Genomic DNA, 18,593 nt, shown 5'->3' on the forward strand with positions numbered 1-18,593 from the left:
CACCTCCCTTCAGGACGTTTTGATCGCTTCGATGCTTTCTTTCAGCTCCTGCATGAGCGCAGCCAGGTTTGCCTTTTCCGCATCCTGTCCTGCAGGCCGTTTATAGATTTCCTCAGGCCACTCCTCCAGCGTTTTGCCAAGCACCCGCCCTGCAAGATCGCGTAAATCATTCGGCGAGACCGCACCGGCTGTAATAAAAGGACCGAGCACTTTCGCAATCTCAAGCGGATCACGAAAGTCCGGTCCTTTTAATGTCAGCCTGACGTCATGGATATTCAGCTCCGGCAAAAGCAGCGTGTTCAGTTTATTCACGAGCGTTTTTCGCTCCGGCTGAAAGACCTGCTCCTCCGTAATTTTTCTAGCGGTATCAGCTGTCGCCCGGTTGTATTCCTGCGCCTCGCCTGTATACAGAGGCGGGAGGCGGAACGCCGAGCGCAGCTTATTTCTGCTTTTTTCATCGTACTCAAGAAACAAGGCGTCGTTCTGGAGAATTTCCGCCAAGGACTTGATTTCCACGGAAACCGGCGTAATATCCTCGCCCCCATGAAGATCCTTCTCTTTTGCGATTCCTTCCGCTTCAATCAGGAGAAATTTATGGGCGTTTTCCACGCCTTCAAGATCATTCATGTACTCTTGCAGCTCCCGATAAGAAGCTTCCGACAGCATCCCGTTTTCAACTGTAATCGCAGCGGGGACGTGACGGCCCTGCTTAAAATACATAAAATTGAGTTCTTCCGCTTTTCGCGCTCCGTATAGATTGACGATATTCCCTACCCAGCGAGGCACGCCGTATACGCCGCTTCCGATTTTGAGGTGAATGGCTTCATTCGCTTGATATTTCTCTGCCAATGTGCTCACATATTCACCCGTGCGCATGTCCATTTTTCTCGGATCACCGTATTCTTTAAAAAATACTTTTTTTCCATTGATCATCTGCACATATTTTCGGAAACGTTTTTGCCTTTTGATTCTCTTCACTTTTCCGTTTTCTTCATACATAAAAGATACTTCAACAGGCTCGCCGGCTCCGCATACACGCATATTTTTCACATCTAAATATTCGATGCCAGCCGGTTTTCCCATCCCGTCCCGAAGCACTTCCATAAAGCCGTTGCCTGTTTTTTCTCTGTCTTCGATGGCATAGCCTAAAATCATTTCGGCTGATTCGTCAAAATGAAGACATTTATAAAAGGCTTCAAGTCTGGCCCAGTCTTTTTCCGCCCTTTTCTTTTTCGCCTGATCAACGTCAGTGGCGTTAACATCAAACGTATACTCAACATCAAAGCCAAAACCTGTAATATTAACTCTGTACGCATCTATGCATTGCTGAAGAATGGTCGAGTATTCAGCAATGGTTTTGAGCTCGATGATATTGTAGGGCGGTGCGATAATATCCTCTCCGTACAGCTCAGAAAAGTCATCTTCATAGATTTGCTTTGTCTGAGGAGCGGCGGAATTGGCTTTGAATACAGTTGCTCTGACTGTTTGATTGTGCATCATTTATGACCTCCTCCTTTCCCGGTTCGGCCGGATACGTTTGTTTGCTGTCTCTTTCATATCAGCAACCTCATAATCATCAAGCGCATACCAAATGGCAGAAAGCGTATGCGGGTCAATCGTGAATTCATCCTCTATCAGCGCGCCGTTTTTATCTTTAGCATACGTTAGCGACTTGAGCTCATAGATGACATTTTCACAGCGGTCCGAACAGAAGATCTTTTTGAATCGTTTCACCTTTTTGGTATATTGAAGCCTGGAGCCGGGAAACTTTCTGGCTCCGACCATCCGAAAGCCCTGCTGGCGGAAATATTGAATGCTTTTAGGCTCAGCGGAGTCGGCTTTGATCAATTCCTGTGTGTCAATAAACTCACGCAGCTCCTCAGCCGTCCTGTCATCTGTCATTTTGTTTTGATAATACTCCCAATAAATGTAGAGGTGTTTTTTCTCAGGATCGACAGCGAGCCGGACGACGGCATTATAGGATTCCTCGAACCCAAAATCCATGCCTGTTCGAAAAATCGGCTTGCTGATGGCTGCGATACGTTCTTTTACTTGGTCATGCGGAAGCACCTCAAACTGCGGCAGGACCCTGATCCCGTTGACGCCGAATCGGCCTTTGCGGGCAATCCGGTACAGGTCAGGATCATACGCCTTGAGTCCGTCAAGCTGATTCACATAGCTTTTCGGGAGAAAGAGATTGTCGTTTGCTGTGGAATGATGATAATACGTATCTCCCTTGACAATCGTCCGCTTTTCGTACAGCTCGCTGTCATCCAGCACAAACCGTTTATTGCGTTCATCCCGAAAAAAATGCCGGTACGTCCAATTGGAGGTGCCGACGGGATTGGTGGTGCAGATCATATGAAGCTTCAGCTCGGGGTGGCGAAGTCGGCCGATTAATTCCTTAAAGCCTTCATACTTCACCTCTGAGCATTCTTCAATCCATATTAATGAAATGTTATGAACTGATTTTAATTTTGCCGGATTATCCATACCTTTGAACATGATCCGGCTGCCGTTTTGAAAACGCAGCTGCAGCGGGGAAGAAAGGGCTGCCACAGCCTTTGTAAGGCCGAGCTCTTCAATCACCTCTTGAAACAAGGCGAAGGTCGAATCCCGATGGGTATCGAACACCTCGCGGATAACAAGAGCCGTCCGTTTTTCCTTCAGCAGCTTTAACACGATTTTCAATGCGGTATGATAGCTTTTGGATGAGCCGTAGCCGCCTACGAGAAACTGGTACGTCTGCTCCCAATTGAATACGTAATCTTCGAAATGAGGGTTGATTTCTTTTACAATCATGGCTTGTCCTCTTTTCGTTTGATCATGATTTCAATCGGCTCCTGGCTGTCATCTGTTTTCTCCGCTTTTTGTTTGGCAAGCTTTAATTTCTCGTTTTCAATTTTTTGTTTAAATTGATCCGGAAACAAATCGAAATATAAGGACAGCTTCTCGAGCGCCTTCATTTTATCGGCCAGCTTGATGGCGATGCCTTCTTTGCCGAGCTTCGCTTCCGTCACAATGGTGCCGTCAACGAGCCCGGAATCTTTGACATCGACAAAGCTGATTTCCTTCATAATCGGATTATCATCTTCATCAAACAGCGGCCCCGATTTCCCGACAGCCTGGACCTCTTTTTTTCCGAAGGTCACATAGTCCGTAATATCCGCAAACGCGATCTTGATATAAACCTGCAGCACATCCATCGCTTCAATAAACATTTCATTGACCATTTCTTTTTTAATGCGTCTGATTTCAGCAGCGACCTTTTCATTCTTTAACAGCCGGCTGCCCGTCACATGGGCGCTGTCCGGAGAATAGCCCGCTTTGATTGCTGACTGTGTGGCATTGAAGCTTTTGACATAATACAGGCAAAACAGCCGCTGGCGTTCATTTAATTCATCATTGTCTATCCGGCGCTGTTTTTGTTCGTTTCTGGTTTCAGAAAACAAGGCCTGTTTCCATTTGTCTTGTTTTTTCCAGATGCCGATTGTTTTCGCAGAAACGCCGATTATATCCGCAATCGCCCGATTTGTGATGTTTCCCTGATGTTGTTGATAGATTGCTAATGCTTGTTCGCGCTGTTGTGTTTTCATGCTACGGCATCACCGCCACCTCCAGCATGGATGTCTATTCATAAAAGCGGCTGATCTTGCCAGCCGCTTATGTGTCATGCTCTATTCACTTATAGGTGGCAAACGTATGACAAGCTTTCAGGCAAGCGATCGATTCATTTCCTCCTGCTGCCTTTGCATTTTTACGATTGCCCGTTTGATAGTTGTTTGCACAGTCGATTTTTTCACGCCGAGAAGATCAGCGATCCGTTCATAAGAAAAGCATTCTACCTTATGCAATAAAAACATTTCTTTTTCTCTGTCTGTTAACAAGGCTAACGCTTCTCGGATTCTCTCTCTGTCTTCTTCTGATACCTGTCCGTCCGGCTCGACCATCATCGTGCTGGAAAATGATTCGATAATTCTCGGATCCTTGATCATCAGCCGCTGGTAGGCATCACGACGGTCAATCGCCCGTCTGATGCCGGGTTGTCTTCCTTTTTCAAGCCATTCTGTTACATATTCAAGATCCGTGATGATATTTCTGATGATTTTTTTATCCTTCATCTCTTCAGCTGAGAGCATGGATTCATCTGCTTCAGCGAGCGGTTTATATTGTGTTTTTGTTTGTTTTAGCGTGCGTTTATATTCGAATAGTAAGTCTTGCATTCTATGATCCTCCTCATTTTTGGCAATAAAAAACGGACACCAATCAACGCACAAATGCTGTGCAGTTGATCAGTGTCCGCAGGCTTTCCGTCTTGGACGTATTCTGTTTTCGCTTTAATTTAATTTGTAGCCGATCTCAAATTCCACGCGGGCAAGGTCTCCCTTTCTCGTTTCGACGAGCGTTTTTCCGTGCTCCGGCGCTTCTGTGATCCATGCTTCCTGCTTGATGCCATCCACAATAATCACGCGGATTTTTCCGTCCTCCAGCTGGCTTTCCAGCGTGATGGAATTGATATGTAGCAGTTTTTTAGGACTGATCATGTTTCTTTTCCTCCCTTTCTGATTTCAGCGCTTTTTTTGGCCTTTTCTAATCCCTGAATGATGCGCTCCTTAGAATGAACAGAATTCCCTTTCAGAAAATCAAGAGCTGCTTTAGACGCTTCCAGCAGTTCAGGCGCAGCCGCCATCAAAGCGGCATTGCTTTTTTGCGAATAAGAGCTGAGGTCGAATACAGCGGCGATCAGCCGGCCGTTTGAATAAGGGAATCTTTCTTTTTCTTCTTCACTGTATGCTGAATAAATATAGATCGGCTTCGTATCCCCGCACGGGACAGCATGCCACGGCGCAGGGCTTTTCTTTGCTTGTTTTTTTGCCATTACTTTCACTTCCCGTCATCCTTATACCATTGTTCAATGTTTTTTTCTGTTCGCTTTGCCCGAAACAGCAAAGCAATTAAAGCTGTCAGTTGTTTAATCACGGACATTCAGCCTCGCTTTTCCCGCTGTCAGCATTTGCTCCAGCTTTTGAATGACCGGCGTTAAGTCAGTGCCGGATCGGCAGTTCGGACATGGATGAAAAATAGCTCCAATCCCGGTATGTTCCACAATGACTTTCTTCGTCTGACAAAGCTTGCACATTATCTGACGCCCTCCAATCTATGGTTCAGCTCGTAGGCTGCTCCTTTGATAATCACTAAATAGTCACTGCACATTTCGTAGATTCTCGTGCCGAGCGCTTCATCGACCCGTACAAGTGTTTCAATCGTCAGCTCGCTCGAAAGCAAAATCGGTTTATGATTTAAGTAGCGGTAGTTGAGTACCGAATACATTTGCTCTAATTGCCAATCTGTGGCGCGGGGTTTGCCGTTAACCGGTTTAAACAGGTCATCTATGAACAGCACATCTGCCTGCTTCATCCGGTTCAGCTTCGCTTCCAAAAGATCAAAGTCATTTTTAAGATCGGTAAAGCCTTCCACGAATGGAAAATAAATGACCGGCACATGGCGTGTTCTCATCAATTCATTGGCAACAGCGGTCAAAAGGTGCGTTTTCCCCGATCCGGGCTGTCCTAAAAGGCCGATGCTGTTTTTCCGGGCGTCCTTGATTTGTTCATAATCCGCCACATACTCTTTTGCGCATTCAAACGCGTCTTTTATGGCCTGCGGTTTTCCCTCAATGCAGAATTCTTTGAAGCCCAGCTGTCTGAAGGCGGGGGTAATCTCACTAGCACCGAGCAGCCGCTTCACTTTTCGTTCTGCCATACAGCTGCACATCGTCCAGACTTCCAGGCCGTTCTGGCGGATGAGATAGCCTCCCTGATCCTTGCATCGCGGGCAATCATACCGGCTTGCGTCTGATTCGGCCGGTTTGTCCGCCAGTAATGGACGTCTCCCTTTTCTCAGCTCGTCCAAAATTTGCTCGATTGTTCGTTTTGTCATTTTTTTTCATCCTCTCATGTTGAATTGCGGCATTCTTTTTGGCCTGCTGCGCGAAAAATCGGTCTTCAATGAATTTCGAGCAGTAGCGAAAGGCCTTGATTGTTTCTGAAGCGGCGGTTCGGCGGTTTTCAAAGGCTTGAAAGCATTCCTCAAGCCATTTGATTGTTTGCGTCACAGGAACGCCGATGGCGACAATACGGGCGATGGCTTGATAATCTCTTGAGGAAGGATACACGATGCGTCCTTCTTGAGCCGACCGTAATTGTGTAAAATGCTTCGCAATGTGATCCACTGCATCATCAGCAGCAGTATATGTGTTTGTTTTATCTTTATCTGAACGGACGTCTGTGTCCGGTGCCTGCGGCGAAAATGGCCGTTCCTTTATGCTCTGGTGTGCAGTTTTGTCCGATCTGAAGCTGAATTTTTTGGAATGCTTTACTGAAATCATCAGTCCGTATGGCGCACGGACAGCCTTTATGTACTCATGAGTTTCGAGAAGCTCCAGCCATCTTCTGACGGTTTTTTCACTCACACCGAATACAGCCGCCATTTCTCTCGCTTTTAATGGCTTATGGCCGAGCACGATTCCCCAGCTTACTCCGTCTTTTTCAATTTCTTTTGTTGTAGAGCTGATGAACCAGAGAAACAGCCATAGCGCCGGACCGATTTTGTCATAATGTTCTGAATTCAATAATCCTGAATAGGTAGGAAAAGGATAGCTTTTATCGACTTTCATTGTATGCCGCTTCTCCTTTTAACTTCATGTATGTTAGAAACTGTTCTTGCGTTTCAAAGTGGAACACCGGAAGGCCGCATGCCGTAAACGAGATGGTGCCGCCGGATTGTCCGAGATGGCGCTGATCTATGGGATTTTTACTAAAAACAATTTGGATCGGATACATGTAATCACTCTCCTAATCTTTTTTGATACATTTCGTATCAACTGTTACCAAGTATAAACGATACAATCTGTATCATCAAGTTATTTTTGATACTTTTTTTATCATAACTTTATTTTGATACATATTGTATCTATAATCATAAGTAACTTAGGGAGTTTAAAAAAGAGAGGTCATAGTATGATAGGCAGCAGATTGAAGAGTCTCAGAGGGAAAAGGACACAGGAAGAAATCGCATCTCACATCGGTGTGTCACGGGCACGATATTCCCACTATGAAAACGGGCGAAGCGAACCTGATTACGACACACTCCAAAAGCTGGCTGAATACTTTCAAGTAACGACTGATTACTTATTAACAGGGAAAGACAAAAAATCCGAGGACGATATGTTCTCAGATCCGGACTTGCAGCTTGCATACCGTGATATGCAGGATTTTTCCCCAGAAAGCAAACAGCAGGCCATCGAATTTATCAACTATTTAAAAGAAAAAGAGAAGAACCGCAAACCGAAAAATTAATAAACATTTCTCTGTTCTCTAAAACATATAAAAAATAGACCGATATAAAGAAAAAAGTGTTTATTTTTTAAAGAAAAGGGAAAGATTTCAACACACTTTCCAGTCCTATACGGGCTTTTCTTTCTCACTAAAAACAGAACACACGTTCGAAAGGGAGTATTCAATTGGGCGATTACTTATCACATTTGGAGGAATACGTTAAAAATTTATACAGCCGGCTGGGCATCACCTCTCCCCATCACATTGACATGCTGAAAATCGCACAGGACCTGGATATTTGGGTTCATTTTGAGGATATGGGAAGCATGATGGTCAAATACGACGGCATGTACAGTATCGTATTGAACCAAAAAAAATCACGGGAAGAGCAATGGGAAGATTTTGGCCATGAACTGTGCCACGTGTTAAAGCATGCAGGCAACCATTTTCAGATGAACAAGCTCTTCAGGGAACTGCAGGAATTTCAAGCGAATCAATTTATGTACCACTTCTGTGTGCCAACCTTTATGCTGTTGCAGATGGAACTGCCGCAATGGAGAAGCCAGGCGCTTGCCACAATCGCGACGGTATTCCGGGTAACAAAGGAATTTGCTGAAAAAAGGCTTGAAATGTTTGAACGGCGTAAAGCAGGTATTCAATTTCAGAAGCGGCTCGCTTACTTATTATCACATAAGCGGCCAAATGCGTACGAGGAAGTCGATCAGCAGCACTTGCAGGTCGCTGAAGAAAAAGCGTTATATCAAATCGGCAAATACAGCTGATCAAAAACGGGCTGGGGACATTTGCCCTCAGCCCGGCATAGATATTAATATTTCGACATCGGAGGCATGGTATTCTGCAGCCACATTGGCGCCGGTTTAAGATGAGGCGCAGATGCGAACGCAATCGGAGCCGGGATATACCTGAACTCGCCCCGGCCGTCAAAGGCTGCGCCATGAGCCCATCTTCCTTGTGAGCTCTCATCCCCTCTGGAAAAGTTAAACAGGTCATAGGCCACTTCCCGCTTTTCGAGCTCACGCGGGAACGTCGTTGGAACGACAATATCGCGTTCTCTTTCTTCCAGCTCTTTAATGGCTGCATACCACATATTTTGATGATAAGTATCCCTTGCAATCAAAAATGACAGCATATCTCTTACCCCGGAATCATCAGTCATGGCATAAAGCCGTGTCACCTGAAGGCGCCCTTGGGCTTCCGCATTTAAGTTTGCGCGAAAATCAGCCAACAGATTTCCGCTCGATATAATGTATTTTGCATTCCACGGATAGCCCTCACTATCTGATGCCATCGCACCCAAGCCGGACACAATAGCGTGCTGAGGATTCATCCCTGACATTACTGCTGCAATAGCGGGATTGCTTTTATAAGCATCCTCCTGTACATCAGCGGGTGCATTATCCAGAAGCCTGGAAATCATCGTAGCCAGCATTTCCACGTGCCCGATCTCTTCCGTTCCCACATCACATAACAAATCTTTATACTTGGCGTCCGCCCTGCAGTTAAACCCCTGAAACAAATATTGCATCATGACACTGATCTCGCCAAATTGGCCGCCCAGCACCTCTTGAAGTTTTTTCGCATAAACCGGATCGGGATGAGCTGGCTTAGCCTGATATTGAAGCTCTTTAATATGATAAAACATATTCATTCCTCCCTGCACTATCGCACAACCTCAGCGTATGAAGGAATAGGCCGATCGTGCAGGTCCGTTTCATTCAATCATAAAAACCAAGCTTAACAGCTTCCACATATCGACAAAACAAATCGTTTTGTGTGTAACTTTCATCACGGCAGCCAAAATTGCGGAACAATGCTTTTCGCTGTGCCGTACTTACTTCCAATTGCAGTCCCATTTCCCTTTTCGTCCGATTGACAATATTTTTCGGATGCACACCTGCCAGCCGGTCTTTCTCACTCGTGAGCTCGGCACTGAAGCCCGCTTCAATCAGCCGCTCACAAATGAGCTTGGCTTTTTTACGATCCGCGCCTCCGACCAATGTATGCGGTGTTTTTGGATCATGATACCCATGAAATGCTAATGCATAATGGTGGGCGTTCACTTTTTCTAAAGCCAGCGGCTCGTCAAAACGAGTGCTTGTCAGGTGCAAGGAACGGTTGTTTCGCTTCTTTACACCTTCAAACAAATAAATGGAACATTGTTCGGAAAATGCCCGCACCAGCTCACTGACGCCAGGTTCAATTCTGCCGCCGTGAGGACCGAGGACGATATGTTCACTTCCGTTTTTTTCCTCATAAATAATCCGGTACTCTGATTCAGAAGCAGAAAGGGCTGCAAAGCTGTCATACATATCTTTCATTTTGAACGCTCTCCTTTACCAGTCAGCACCAGTTTACTCTACTCATCTATGAATGAAAACCTTTTTATAGTATGATTTGATAGAATACGTATCAGGAGGTATATCATGGGATTTATTGATGGATTACTTGGCAATGCGTCAACACTGTCAACGGCTGCGGCGAAAGAAGAGGTGGCTCATATTTTACTGGAGGGTGAGAATGTTGATGCCGCGTTTAAGCTGGTTCGCGATTTAATTGTCTTTACTGAGAAGCGGCTTATTCTTGTAGATAAGCAGGGCATCACAGGCAAGAAAACGGAATTTCAATCGATTCCGTACAAAAGCATTTCCAGATTCAGTGTGGAAACCGCCGGCCGCTTTGACCTTGATTCAGAGCTGAAAATTTGGATTTCCGGCGCGGAACTTCCCGCTGTCTCAAAGCAGTTTAAAAAAGATGAAAGCATTTATGATATTCAAAAAGTGCTTGCTGCAGTTTGTATGTAAGACGATAACGGAAGCTCGGCAGCTTCCGTTTATTGATTACAGCTTTTCCTCGATTTTCACTTTTGTTTTCGGACCGTAAATCCCATCTGCCGTTAATCCGCTGACAGACTGAAAACGTTTCACGGCATTTGCTGTTTTCGGGCCATAAACGCCATCAATGCCGTGATTTTTCGCTCCTTTATCAGGATAAAAATAAAGGGCAGCTAAAGCGTTCTGCACCTGCTTTACATTTGTCCCTTTCGTCAGCGGGCTTGTCACTTTGATCACTCCGGATGGGAGCGGATAGGAAGACGCGGCATGGCTTTTAGAAGCAGATGCCGTCTGAGGCAGTTTTATCACCTGCCCGGCTTTGATGTGATTCGGGTCAGTGATATGATTTATGCTTTGCAGCGTTTTCACACTGACACCGTGTGATGCGGCAATACCCGACAGTGTGTCGCCTTTTTTCACATGGTATTCAGTCGCCGAAGAAGAGACTGAAGCCTTTTTCGCTGATACGCCTCCGTTTAATTCCTTTTCAATTGCCGCCTTCACTTGATCCCAGCGTCCCTCTGATAAAATGCGGTGCGGGCAGTACTTTCCGCTCCAGTCCTGATGCTTTCTCACCCGATCGATTCCCCAGCCGCGCTCTTTCAAAAGCTGCGCGACAAATGAAATCGCCAAGGCTTCGGCCGCCTCGTACTTTGGACCTCCCGATTTGCTGTAGCAAATCTCAACGCCGATTGATTTGCGGTTTCCTGTACCGTTTGTGCCGTCACCGGTATGCCAGGCGTTTCGGTTAAGCGGCAGACCTTGAATCACCTCCTTATCATCCACTGCAAAATGAAAGCTTGTCGAGCTGGTATTCCCAATCATATAGCTGATTTCATTAGCCGCTGACGCATCGTTTGCCGTGTTGTGAATGGTAATGTATTCAGCGGACATCGCATTAGGGCACTTCAGCGCGTATTTCGCTTCAGAAACCAAATTTTTCTTCACTTGAACGCTCACCTATCATCTCTCCTTTTTCTTTTTCACCAATAGGTGGCATTCGTAGGACGAAAAGCTCATAACATCCGTCACCGCTATATGGATAATTGTGTTAAACTGAAGTTCAATAGGAGGGGTAGGTCATGAATACATATTTAATGCTGACAACGAGAACAGATCATTTCAATCAGGAGCATGTAGCCGGACACTATGAATTTTTGGACCGTCTACAGGCAGAAAAGCGCTTAAAAATGTTCGGACCATTCAGCGATGCCACAGGCGGAGCCTACGTCATCGTAGCAGATTCGCTGGAAGAGGCGGCGGAAATCGGACATGCAGATCCTCTGGTGGCAAGCGGATCTTCTGAGCTGACCATAAAAGAATGGAAGCTGAAATAAAAAAGACCCCGGAGGGTCTTTTTTTCTCTTTATGTTTGATTGCGGGCCGCAATATGAAATGTTTTGCCCTCTGTGTCTGCTGTTTCTCCTGAATGGACCATCACCTGAGTAAAGCTAAACCCGACCGCAACGAGCAACAAACCTGACATCCATTTAGATTTCATATAAACAATCTCCTCTCTGGATTTGTTTTTGTGCGTGCACCATTTTCTCATAAAATGAAAGTGCTTTTTCGGGCTGTCCGTTTTCTATATAGAATTGGGCAGCATCATGCGCCAGCTCTTCAATATAAGGATACAGCATATGTTCTTCTAGAAATTGAAAGGTGTGTGAGACTGATTCTGTGTCAATGTTTTTTCCGTATAACGCATGTAAAAATTGAAAAAGCTCCACAAATAATTCATCACTGTATTGACGGGCGATTTCCAATCCTTCACGATACTTTTTTTGCGCTTCGGCATCATTTTTTTGTTTATACAGAACCTGTGTTAAAGAGTAGATAGAATGCGGAAGATTATCGAACTTTTCCGACTTGCAAATAGAAACGGATTTCTCAAAGTATTCGGCTGCCTTTTGCAGCTCACCCATTTTCTCATAACAGTTTCCGAGATTGTACAGGGCAGAACTGATCAGGCGGGGATTGCCTTCTTTCTTTGCAAGATCTAAAGCCAGTTCTAAGTGGGGCAATGCTCTTTCTGGATACTGCATATCATCATAATTTCCTGCAATAACGAATTCACATTGGATTCTGCGGACGGTGTACGTTTCATACATTTGGTACGTTTCTAATGCCTGAACGGCGTAGCTCATCGAAACATAGGTTTGTTTTAAATTGTAAAAAATCTCGGCCATTTTAAAAGCAAACTCGGCTTTCTCAATATCATCCGAGACGAGGGCAAGATTCTTTTCTGCCCGTTTATAATACATCATGGCACTGACAAACATTTTTTGCTTAAATTCATACATTCCTCGAAAAAAATTAAAGTAATAATCGAGAAGCCCTGTCAGCTTGTACTGATTCCCCTCGATGTCTTCTAATAATTCTGAAAACTCTAGCTGCGAAGTGTCCTCTCCAAAAGGCTTAATGTAATCCAGCATGACACGATGCCTGAACTCCATTAAAGAATAATACAGCAGCAAGTCTTGGTCTTCTTCCATATCCTCGATTTCTCTTTCTACTTCGAGCTTGACCCGTTCGGCCTCACCGACGTGGAACTGCCGGATATGGGTATACCATTCATTAATTTTAAGCCCGACATAAGAGGACGGAATCGTTTGCTTCATCCTCAATTAATCCCCCCTTTTGAGTTACCCGAGATATGTCATATTTTATCATATTTACAAGAAAAAGAAGAACGCAAAAAGACCGCAATTGTCGAATTTCGGCTAACCGCAACAAAATGAAAATTTCAGAACAGCATTACACAGGATTTTGTTGCATCCCACAGCATATTACTTGTGAATTGATAACCGTTGATATAGGATTTCATTGCACCATTTATTTTTATATATGGAGGAGATCATATTGAGTCAATCCAATCAAATTGTCAGCCATTTTTTATCCCATCGAAACGTGACCAATGAGCTTGCTGAAAAAATCAGCAAAGACCATTACGGCTACAAACCGGCTGAAACGTCAATGTCAGCGGAAGAGCTGGTCAAACACATCCTTACGTCTTTCCACTTATTTGCAAATGTCATTAAAGAAGGCAATGCCTCACCATTTCAAAACAAGCAGGAAGAAACAGAAACAGATCTCAATGTTCTGGCAAAAACATATACAGAAAAAACGGTCGCAATCCTTGAACAGCTGACAGAAGAGCAGCTGGACAGAGAAATTGATCTGACAGCAACTTTTGGCAGAAAAATCACAGGCAGCGCACTGCTTCAGCTTGCAATGGAGCATGAAATTCACCATAAAGGCAACTTGTTTGTTTATGTGCGGGAACTGGGCCATACGGAGCTTCCTTTCTATCAGCAGCGCATGTAAAGGAAACGAGAAAAAAGATACCTGTTTAGGGTATCTTTTTTTGTGCCTCCGGCTCACTTCCGGATCTCGTCCAGACACTCATTATAGGGCAAATGAATAAAGATATTGAGCAAACCAAAATTTCAAGCAGCTAACGTACAAAAATTCAAAAAATTTAATTGATTAACACGACCTAATCATATATAATCTGATAAAAATAGTCGGGTTTTCAGGAGGCCTTTATCATGAGTGTAAGCATCATATTGATGGGTTTGTTTGTCGGAGCCTTAGTCGGATTGACGGGAGTGGGCGGAGCCGCCTTATTAACTCCTCTTTTAATTGTGCTTGGAATTAATCCTTCCATCGCGGTCGGGACGGATCTTGTATATAACTCGATCACAAAGCTGTTTGGTGTTGCCTCCCATTGGCGGCAGAAAACGATTAACTTTAAATTGGTAAAATACTTAGCCATCGGCAGTATTCCGAGTGCTTCGCTAGCCATTGGCATACTGCATTTGTTCCCCGCCTTTCATCAGCATCAGGAAGAAATTATAAAGCACGCTCTTGGCTATGTGTTAACGCTAGTTGCCATTTCAATCATCGTTCGTTTGTTTTTGGATCGAAAACTTCGCCCGAACCGCTGGCAGCTAATGCCGCTTGAAAACAAGCGGGCGCTGACGATTCTCATTGGTGTTGTGTTTGGATTTATTGTCGGATTAACATCAATCGGTTCCGGCTCACTATTTGCAATCGCCATGATCTACTTATTTAACATGAAAGCGTCACAGATTGTCGGAACAGATATCGCGCATGCTTTTCTTCTCGTTACGGCAGCCGGCATTTTGAACGCAAGCTTCGGAAGCGTAGATTACATGCTGGCAGCTAATCTGCTGATCGGTTCGATTCCCGGCGTGCTGATCGGGAGCCATCTCTCGCCTCGATTCTCCCCGCGCCCGCTGCAATTTATTATGGCGTCCATCATTTTGATCAGCGGCTTAAAATTGATTTAATAAAGAAGGCTATCCCCTCGGAGGATAGCCTTCTTCATTATAACGTCACACCTGATTTAAAAATGGCGAGTTCTCTGAAATCATTTTTTTCATGATTCACAAGTTGACCGCTTGCCACCTCAATCATATAGTGGATAAACTCTCGCAGCACATATTCCTCATGAACATCATCCTCTGCTAAAAGACCTGCGTTAAAATCAATCCAATGCGGCTTCGCCTCGTACAGCTGGGTGTTTGTGGCTACCTTCACTGTCGGGACGAAGGTGCCGAACGGTGTGCCTCTCCCCGTTGTAAACAGGACAATTTGGCAGCCGGCAGCCGCCAATGCGGAGGAAGCGATCAAGTCGTTGCCCGGCGCGCTCAAAAGCGTCAGCCCGTTTGTCTTGAGCACTTCGCCGTATTTCAAGACATCCGCGACAGGAGAAATCCCCGCTTTTTGCGTGCAGCCCAGCGATTTATCCTCAAGTGTTGAAATGCCGCCTGCTTTGTTGCCCGGCGAAGGATTTTCGTACACCGGCTGATCATGTTTGATAAAATATTGTTTGAAATCATTGATTAAATGGACAATCTTATGAAACACTTCTTCATTGGCAGCCCGCTGCATCAGGATGGTTTCCGCACCGAACATTTCCGGTACTTCCGTCAGCACCGTGCTTCCTCCCTGTGCAATGATATAATCTGAAAAACGGCCAAGCAGCGGGTTTGCCGTTATGCCGGAAAAACCGTCTGAACCTCCGCATTTCAGCCCGATCTTCAGTTCGGACAGCGGAATGTCTTCTCGCCTATCCCCTTTGGCCGCTTCATGAATCTCCTTCAGCAAAGCAACGCCCGCCTCCATTTCGTCGGTCACCGACTGGGATTCGAGAAACTTCACCCGATTCAGGTTCACATCTTGCAGTGCTTCCTTCATTCCTACCAGCTCGTTGTTTTCACAGCCAAGCCCTAACACCAAGACGCCGCCGGCATTTGGATGGCGAATAGCATTCAGCAGGATTTGCTTCGTATTTTCGTGATCGTCGCCAAGCTGCGAGCATCCGTATTGGTGTTTTAACACGAGCACGTTATCAAATGGAGCGATATCCCCCGTTTCTCTGACAAAACGCTGGAGCATTTTTTCAGCTATTCCATTGACGCAGCCGACAGTTGGCACAATCCACAACTCATTTCTTACACCGGTATTTCCGTTCTCTCTTCTAAATCCTTTAAACGTCCGGTTCTCATTTGAATACGGATTCTCATCAAATCTCGGAGTATAGCTGTATGCTTGGATATCAGACAGATTTGTTTTCGTATTATGGACATGAATATGCTCTCCGATCGAGATATCTTGTGTCGCATGCCCGATTGGAAACCCGTATTTGATGATGCTATCGTTTTCTTTGATAGGCTGCAGCGCAATCTTGTGGCCTCTTTTTATATCATCCTTCACTTCAATAGACACGCCGTCCGCATTCAGCCGCTCTCCCTTCTGGATATCCCGCAGCGCAAGAAGGACATTATCTTGTATATAAATCTTTATAAATGACTTCATCGTACTTCTCCCCCTTGAGTACAGCATTGTTCAAGAGCCAGCTGCATGCCCAGCTCATGAATATGATCCAAATAATCAGCGACTCTATCAGTCAGCTTCGGTATCTCGTTGAGATCTGTCCCCCATAGCCGCTGTTCGCTTAACACTCTTGAGGCGATACGAAACATGTCTCCACTCTCCTGATTCCACACCTCTTTGAAAAATTGAAGAACAGCCGGATCATCCTGCAATTTCTCGTTTCCGTAATAAAAATACAGCAGAGCGCTGAACGAAAACACTAAGCGTTCAGGAAGCTGTCCCTTCTGTTCAGCATATTCCTGAATAGTCGGCAGGTTTCTCGTTTTGAATTTGGAAATAGAGTTCAATGCAATGCTTTCCAGGTAATGCTTAATATACGGGTTTTTGAAACGGTTCAGCACATCGTCGGCATATTGAGAAAGCCCTTCCATTTTTAAAACAGGAAGAATTTCGTCATGAATCATCTCTCTGATAAACCGCCCCACTTTCGGATGCTCGACGGCATCCCGCACAGTTTTTAAGCCGTATAATAAAGCCACTGATGTCATTGCTGTATGAGCGCCATTTAAAATTCTCACTTTTTTAGTCCGGTAAGGCGTCAGGTCGCTGACGATCTTTGTATGGAGCCCGGCAGCCGCAAAGGACAGTTCCTCTCCAATCCAATCCGGTCCCTCGATAACCCATAAATAATATTGCTCTCCTACAACAATCAAATCATCTTGATAGCCCAGATCAGCCGTGATCTCATCAATGCTGTCGACAGGAAAACCCGGGACAATGCGGTCTACTAAACTATTACAAAACGTGTTGGCTTCATGAATCCACTGTGTGAACCCTTCTTCCAGCTTCCATAGATCCGCATACTGCAGAATCGTTTCCTTCAGCTTTTCGCCGTTATTCTTGATCAACTCACATGGGATCAAAACACACCCTTTTGTCCGATCTCCTTTAAAAGCCTGATAGCGAAAGTAAAGAAATGCAGTTAATTTCCCAGGGAATGTTCTTTGCGGCCTATCCTCTAAACGATCTTTTTCATCACATACGATACCGGCCTCAGTGGTGTTGGAAATGATAAACCGCAGTTCTTCACTTGAAGCCAGTTTTTTGTATGCTTCATAATCAGAAAACAAATCAATTCCCCGGCTGATTGAGTTGATAATCATATGCTCGTTTACCGCTTCTCCGTCTTTCATTCCCTGTAAAAATAGCGTGTATAACCCATCTTGCTGATTTAACCTTTTGATTTTTTCTGACCCTCTCGGCTGTACAACTGCGACGCTCCCATTAAAATCAGAGTGTTGATTCAGTTGATCAATCTGCCAATCGACAAACCCTCGAAGAAAGTTTCCTTCTCCGAATTGGAGTATTTTTTCCGGATACTCAGTATAGTGATCGTATAGGTTTTTATTCAGCTTCTGCACCTTCATTGCCTCCCTCTTTTATTTATGCACACGTTAACATTTTTCTGTATAAAGAATGCCCGCTGAAAAACGGGGCATCACGGCGTCAATTGACTAACTGAATCACGTACCATAAACACTGTATTTTCCAAGATTTTTTCCGCTTTTGTTTCCGGCTCGCTGATCAGCGACAATAGTTTTTGCGCGCCGAGCACGCTGATTTTCTCCACTGGGCGCTTCACTGTTGAAAGCCTTGGCGTGATATATTGCGAAAACCCAATATCATCAAATCCGATCACTGAAATATCATCAGGGACGCGCAAGCCCTTTGCGAATATCGCATTCATCGCTCCGATTGCCATGTCATCATTCGAGCAAAAGACAGCGGTTGGAGGGTTCGGCAGCGCCAGCAGCCGCTCCATCGCTTGAAAGCCGCTTTCCATATCGTATTGCCCTTTGACACTGTATTCATGTTTGATCGGAATATGGTGATGAATCAATGCGGCTAGGTAGCCTTCCTTTCGCTGCTGGGAGGATTTAAAGCCTTCGATTCCCTCGATGATGGCGATGTCTTGATGTCCGTTCTTAATGAAGTATTCTACAGCTTCCTGTGAGCCTTCCTTGTCATTAGACAAAATATTCGTGATGCTGCGGTCATCAATGTCGCGATTCAGCACGACGAGCGGGATGTTTTTTTCCCGAATATGATAAATAAAAGAATTATCAATGTCACTTTGGCTCATTAAAATGATGCCGTCATATCTCATCGGCGTAACGGAGTCATAGTTTTTCAGATCATCGATGCCGCGCACATAGAGATTGTAATCCTCGCTTATGGCTTGATTTACGCCTTTGATTGTGTCAGCAAAGAAGCTGTGTGAGGTTCCGTTTGTGATGCTTGTAAAGAAAAGCCCGATCGTATGTGACTTTTGCATCGCCAGGCTTTTCGCATTTACATTCGGTGTATAGTTGAGCTGTGCTGCGAGCTCCAGTATTTTTTTCTTCGTGTGTTCTTTGATGTAAGGGCTGTTGTTGAGTGCTCTGGAAACGGTTGTGTGGGATACGTTTGCAAGTTTTGCGATATCTTTTATGGTTACCATCTATTTCCCTTCCTTATCATACCGGCTGCGATTATTTAC

The 18,593-nt window shown here is 45.0% G+C and carries 24 protein-coding genes; 6 read left to right on the forward strand and 18 right to left on the reverse strand.

Features of this window, described 5'->3' with window-relative positions; all coding sequences use genetic code 11:
- Window positions 1-9: 9 nt before the first annotated feature.
- The 10 genes from BSI_RS09705 to BSI_RS09660 all read right to left on the reverse strand — a co-directional run bounded on the left by BSI_RS09705 (window position 10) and on the right by BSI_RS09660 (window position 6,842).
- Complete coding sequence (locus BSI_RS09705) at window positions 10-1,497, reverse strand: phage portal protein (protein WP_080030851.1); 1,488 nt, start codon at window positions 1,495-1,497, stop codon at window positions 10-12.
- A 3-nt stretch (window positions 1,498-1,500) separates the two neighbouring features.
- Entirely contained in the window at window positions 1,501-2,802 is a 1,302-nt protein-coding gene (locus BSI_RS09700; protein ID WP_003239126.1) for a PBSX family phage terminase large subunit, read from the reverse strand.
- A complete protein-coding gene (gene xtmA, locus BSI_RS09695; RefSeq protein WP_003239127.1) occupies window positions 2,799-3,596 on the reverse strand; it encodes a phage terminase small subunit in 798 nt (265 codons plus the stop codon). The genes BSI_RS09700 and xtmA overlap by 4 nt, the downstream gene beginning before the upstream one ends.
- Window positions 3,597-3,713: 117 nt before the next feature.
- Window positions 3,714-4,223, reverse strand: a complete 510-nt coding sequence (locus BSI_RS09690) for a sigma-70 family RNA polymerase sigma factor (protein WP_003239128.1) — start codon at window positions 4,221-4,223, stop codon at window positions 3,714-3,716.
- Window positions 4,224-4,337: 114 nt separating this feature from the next.
- Complete coding sequence (gene xtrA / locus BSI_RS09685) at window positions 4,338-4,544, reverse strand: phage-like element PBSX protein XtrA (protein ID WP_003239129.1); 207 nt, start codon at window positions 4,542-4,544, stop codon at window positions 4,338-4,340.
- A complete protein-coding gene (locus BSI_RS09680) occupies window positions 4,541-4,888 on the reverse strand; it encodes an XkdD/Y8K6 family phage-associated protein (protein ID WP_003239131.1) in 348 nt (115 codons plus the stop codon). The genes xtrA and BSI_RS09680 overlap by 4 nt, the downstream gene beginning before the upstream one ends.
- A gap of 84 nt (window positions 4,889-4,972) precedes the next feature.
- Window positions 4,973-5,140, reverse strand: coding sequence for a hypothetical protein (locus tag BSI_RS09675; RefSeq protein WP_003239132.1), 168 nt, complete (start codon window positions 5,138-5,140; stop codon window positions 4,973-4,975).
- Complete coding sequence (locus tag BSI_RS09670) at window positions 5,140-5,940, reverse strand: ATP-binding protein (RefSeq protein WP_080030836.1); 801 nt, start codon at window positions 5,938-5,940, stop codon at window positions 5,140-5,142. The genes BSI_RS09675 and BSI_RS09670 overlap by 1 nt, the downstream gene beginning before the upstream one ends.
- A complete protein-coding gene (locus BSI_RS09665; protein ID WP_003239134.1) occupies window positions 5,840-6,676 on the reverse strand; it encodes a hypothetical protein in 837 nt (278 codons plus the stop codon). Before BSI_RS09665 ends, BSI_RS09670 begins: the two co-directional genes overlap by 101 nt.
- The gene (locus tag BSI_RS09660; RefSeq protein WP_003239135.1) at window positions 6,663-6,842 is read right to left on the reverse strand and encodes a YjzJ family protein; all 180 of its coding nucleotides are present in this window, start codon (window positions 6,840-6,842) and stop codon (window positions 6,663-6,665) included. The genes BSI_RS09665 and BSI_RS09660 overlap by 14 nt, the downstream gene beginning before the upstream one ends.
- Before the next feature lie 177 nt (window positions 6,843-7,019).
- Between BSI_RS09660 and xre the strand changes: the two genes are divergently transcribed.
- Together xre and BSI_RS09650 are read left to right on the forward strand one after the other, a co-directional pair.
- Window positions 7,020-7,358, forward strand: a complete 339-nt coding sequence (gene xre, locus BSI_RS09655) for an HTH-type transcriptional regulator Xre (RefSeq protein WP_003239136.1) — start codon at window positions 7,020-7,022, stop codon at window positions 7,356-7,358.
- Window positions 7,359-7,522: 164 nt separating this feature from the next.
- Complete coding sequence (locus BSI_RS09650) at window positions 7,523-8,119, forward strand: ImmA/IrrE family metallo-endopeptidase (RefSeq protein ID WP_003239137.1); 597 nt, start codon at window positions 7,523-7,525, stop codon at window positions 8,117-8,119.
- 44 nt (window positions 8,120-8,163) lie between these two features.
- On the opposite strand, the gene BSI_RS09645 is transcribed toward BSI_RS09650, so the two are convergent.
- The gene (locus BSI_RS09645; protein WP_003239138.1) at window positions 8,164-9,000 is read right to left on the reverse strand and encodes a manganese catalase; all 837 of its coding nucleotides are present in this window, start codon (window positions 8,998-9,000) and stop codon (window positions 8,164-8,166) included.
- Window positions 9,001-9,073: 73 nt separating this feature from the next.
- A complete protein-coding gene (locus BSI_RS09640) occupies window positions 9,074-9,676 on the reverse strand; it encodes a poly-gamma-glutamate hydrolase family protein (RefSeq protein ID WP_003239139.1) in 603 nt (200 codons plus the stop codon).
- A gap of 105 nt (window positions 9,677-9,781) precedes the next feature.
- On the opposite strand from BSI_RS09640, the gene BSI_RS09635 reads away from it, so the two are divergent.
- Window positions 9,782-10,159, forward strand: coding sequence for a PH domain-containing protein (locus BSI_RS09635; RefSeq protein ID WP_003239140.1), 378 nt, complete (start codon window positions 9,782-9,784; stop codon window positions 10,157-10,159).
- 36 nt (window positions 10,160-10,195) lie between these two features.
- On the opposite strand, the gene BSI_RS09630 is transcribed toward BSI_RS09635, so the two are convergent.
- Window positions 10,196-11,149 (reverse strand): N-acetylmuramoyl-L-alanine amidase, encoded by a 954-nt coding sequence (locus tag BSI_RS09630; RefSeq protein WP_003239141.1) that lies wholly within the window; start codon window positions 11,147-11,149, stop codon window positions 10,196-10,198.
- A gap of 122 nt (window positions 11,150-11,271) precedes the next feature.
- On the opposite strand from BSI_RS09630, the gene BSI_RS09625 reads away from it, so the two are divergent.
- Complete coding sequence (locus BSI_RS09625) at window positions 11,272-11,526, forward strand: YciI family protein (RefSeq protein WP_003239142.1); 255 nt, start codon at window positions 11,272-11,274, stop codon at window positions 11,524-11,526.
- Window positions 11,527-11,555: 29 nt separating this feature from the next.
- Here the strand turns inward: BSI_RS09625 and phrA are convergent, their stop codons facing one another.
- Window positions 11,556-11,690 carry a phosphatase RapA inhibitor PhrA gene (gene phrA / locus BSI_RS09620; protein ID WP_003239143.1) on the reverse strand — a complete coding sequence of 45 codons (135 nt, stop codon included), beginning with the start codon at window positions 11,688-11,690 and terminating at the stop codon, window positions 11,556-11,558.
- Window positions 11,680-12,816 carry a response regulator aspartate phosphatase RapA gene (gene rapA, locus BSI_RS09615; RefSeq protein ID WP_080010777.1) on the reverse strand — a complete coding sequence of 379 codons (1,137 nt, stop codon included), beginning with the start codon at window positions 12,814-12,816 and terminating at the stop codon, window positions 11,680-11,682. The genes phrA and rapA overlap by 11 nt, the downstream gene beginning before the upstream one ends.
- Window positions 12,817-13,051: 235 nt before the next feature.
- Here rapA and BSI_RS09610 point away from each other — a divergent pair, with 235 nt between their 5' ends.
- Window positions 13,052-13,516 (forward strand): DinB family protein, encoded by a 465-nt coding sequence (locus BSI_RS09610; RefSeq protein ID WP_003239146.1) that lies wholly within the window; start codon window positions 13,052-13,054, stop codon window positions 13,514-13,516.
- Window positions 13,517-13,740: 224 nt separating this feature from the next.
- Window positions 13,741-14,505 carry a sulfite exporter TauE/SafE family protein gene (locus BSI_RS09605; protein ID WP_003239147.1) on the forward strand — a complete coding sequence of 255 codons (765 nt, stop codon included), beginning with the start codon at window positions 13,741-13,743 and terminating at the stop codon, window positions 14,503-14,505.
- Between the two features lie 37 nt (window positions 14,506-14,542).
- Here BSI_RS09605 and BSI_RS09600 read toward each other — a convergent pair whose 3' ends face one another.
- The 3 genes from BSI_RS09600 to BSI_RS09590 form a co-directional block, all read right to left on the reverse strand.
- Window positions 14,543-16,036, reverse strand: coding sequence for a UxaA family hydrolase (locus BSI_RS09600; RefSeq protein WP_003239148.1), 1,494 nt, complete (start codon window positions 16,034-16,036; stop codon window positions 14,543-14,545).
- Window positions 16,033-17,475, reverse strand: coding sequence for a tagaturonate reductase (locus BSI_RS09595; RefSeq protein WP_032732174.1), 1,443 nt, complete (start codon window positions 17,473-17,475; stop codon window positions 16,033-16,035). The genes BSI_RS09600 and BSI_RS09595 overlap by 4 nt, the downstream gene beginning before the upstream one ends.
- Before the next feature lie 77 nt (window positions 17,476-17,552).
- Window positions 17,553-18,554 carry a LacI family DNA-binding transcriptional regulator gene (locus BSI_RS09590; RefSeq protein WP_003239150.1) on the reverse strand — a complete coding sequence of 334 codons (1,002 nt, stop codon included), beginning with the start codon at window positions 18,552-18,554 and terminating at the stop codon, window positions 17,553-17,555.
- Window positions 18,555-18,593: the final 39 nt, after the last annotated feature.

This window comes from Bacillus inaquosorum KCTC 13429 (assembly GCF_000332645.1).
Taxonomy (GTDB): domain Bacteria; phylum Bacillota; class Bacilli; order Bacillales; family Bacillaceae; genus Bacillus; species Bacillus inaquosorum.

Coding starts and splice junctions, on each gene's coding strand:
- BSI_RS09640 (WP_003239139.1), bottom strand. CDS start 9,676: ATGAAAGATATGTATGACAGCTTTGCAGCCCTTTCTGCTTCTGAATCA.
- BSI_RS09670 (WP_080030836.1), bottom strand. CDS start 5,940: ATGACAAAACGAACAATCGAGCAAATTTTGGACGAGCTGAGAAAAGGG.
- BSI_RS09645 (WP_003239138.1), bottom strand. CDS start 9,000: ATGTTTTATCATATTAAAGAGCTTCAATATCAGGCTAAGCCAGCTCAT.
- BSI_RS09675 (WP_003239132.1), bottom strand. CDS start 5,140: ATGTGCAAGCTTTGTCAGACGAAGAAAGTCATTGTGGAACATACCGGG.
- BSI_RS09625 (WP_003239142.1), top strand. CDS start 11,272: ATGAATACATATTTAATGCTGACAACGAGAACAGATCATTTCAATCAG.
- xre (WP_003239136.1), top strand. CDS start 7,020: ATGATAGGCAGCAGATTGAAGAGTCTCAGAGGGAAAAGGACACAGGAA.
- BSI_RS09700 (WP_003239126.1), bottom strand. CDS start 2,802: ATGATTGTAAAAGAAATCAACCCTCATTTCGAAGATTACGTATTCAAT.
- BSI_RS09605 (WP_003239147.1), top strand. CDS start 13,741: ATGAGTGTAAGCATCATATTGATGGGTTTGTTTGTCGGAGCCTTAGTC.
- BSI_RS09635 (WP_003239140.1), top strand. CDS start 9,782: ATGGGATTTATTGATGGATTACTTGGCAATGCGTCAACACTGTCAACG.
- BSI_RS09600 (WP_003239148.1), bottom strand. CDS start 16,036: ATGAAGTCATTTATAAAGATTTATATACAAGATAATGTCCTTCTTGCG.
- xtmA (WP_003239127.1), bottom strand. CDS start 3,596: ATGAAAACACAACAGCGCGAACAAGCATTAGCAATCTATCAACAACAT.
- BSI_RS09690 (WP_003239128.1), bottom strand. CDS start 4,223: ATGCAAGACTTACTATTCGAATATAAACGCACGCTAAAACAAACAAAA.
- BSI_RS09665 (WP_003239134.1), bottom strand. CDS start 6,676: ATGAAAGTCGATAAAAGCTATCCTTTTCCTACCTATTCAGGATTATTG.
- BSI_RS09660 (WP_003239135.1), bottom strand. CDS start 6,842: ATGTATCCGATCCAAATTGTTTTTAGTAAAAATCCCATAGATCAGCGC.
- phrA (WP_003239143.1), bottom strand. CDS start 11,690: ATGAAATCTAAATGGATGTCAGGTTTGTTGCTCGTTGCGGTCGGGTTT.
- BSI_RS09590 (WP_003239150.1), bottom strand. CDS start 18,554: ATGGTAACCATAAAAGATATCGCAAAACTTGCAAACGTATCCCACACA.
- BSI_RS09705 (WP_080030851.1), bottom strand. CDS start 1,497: ATGCACAATCAAACAGTCAGAGCAACTGTATTCAAAGCCAATTCCGCC.
- xtrA (WP_003239129.1), bottom strand. CDS start 4,544: ATGATCAGTCCTAAAAAACTGCTACATATCAATTCCATCACGCTGGAA.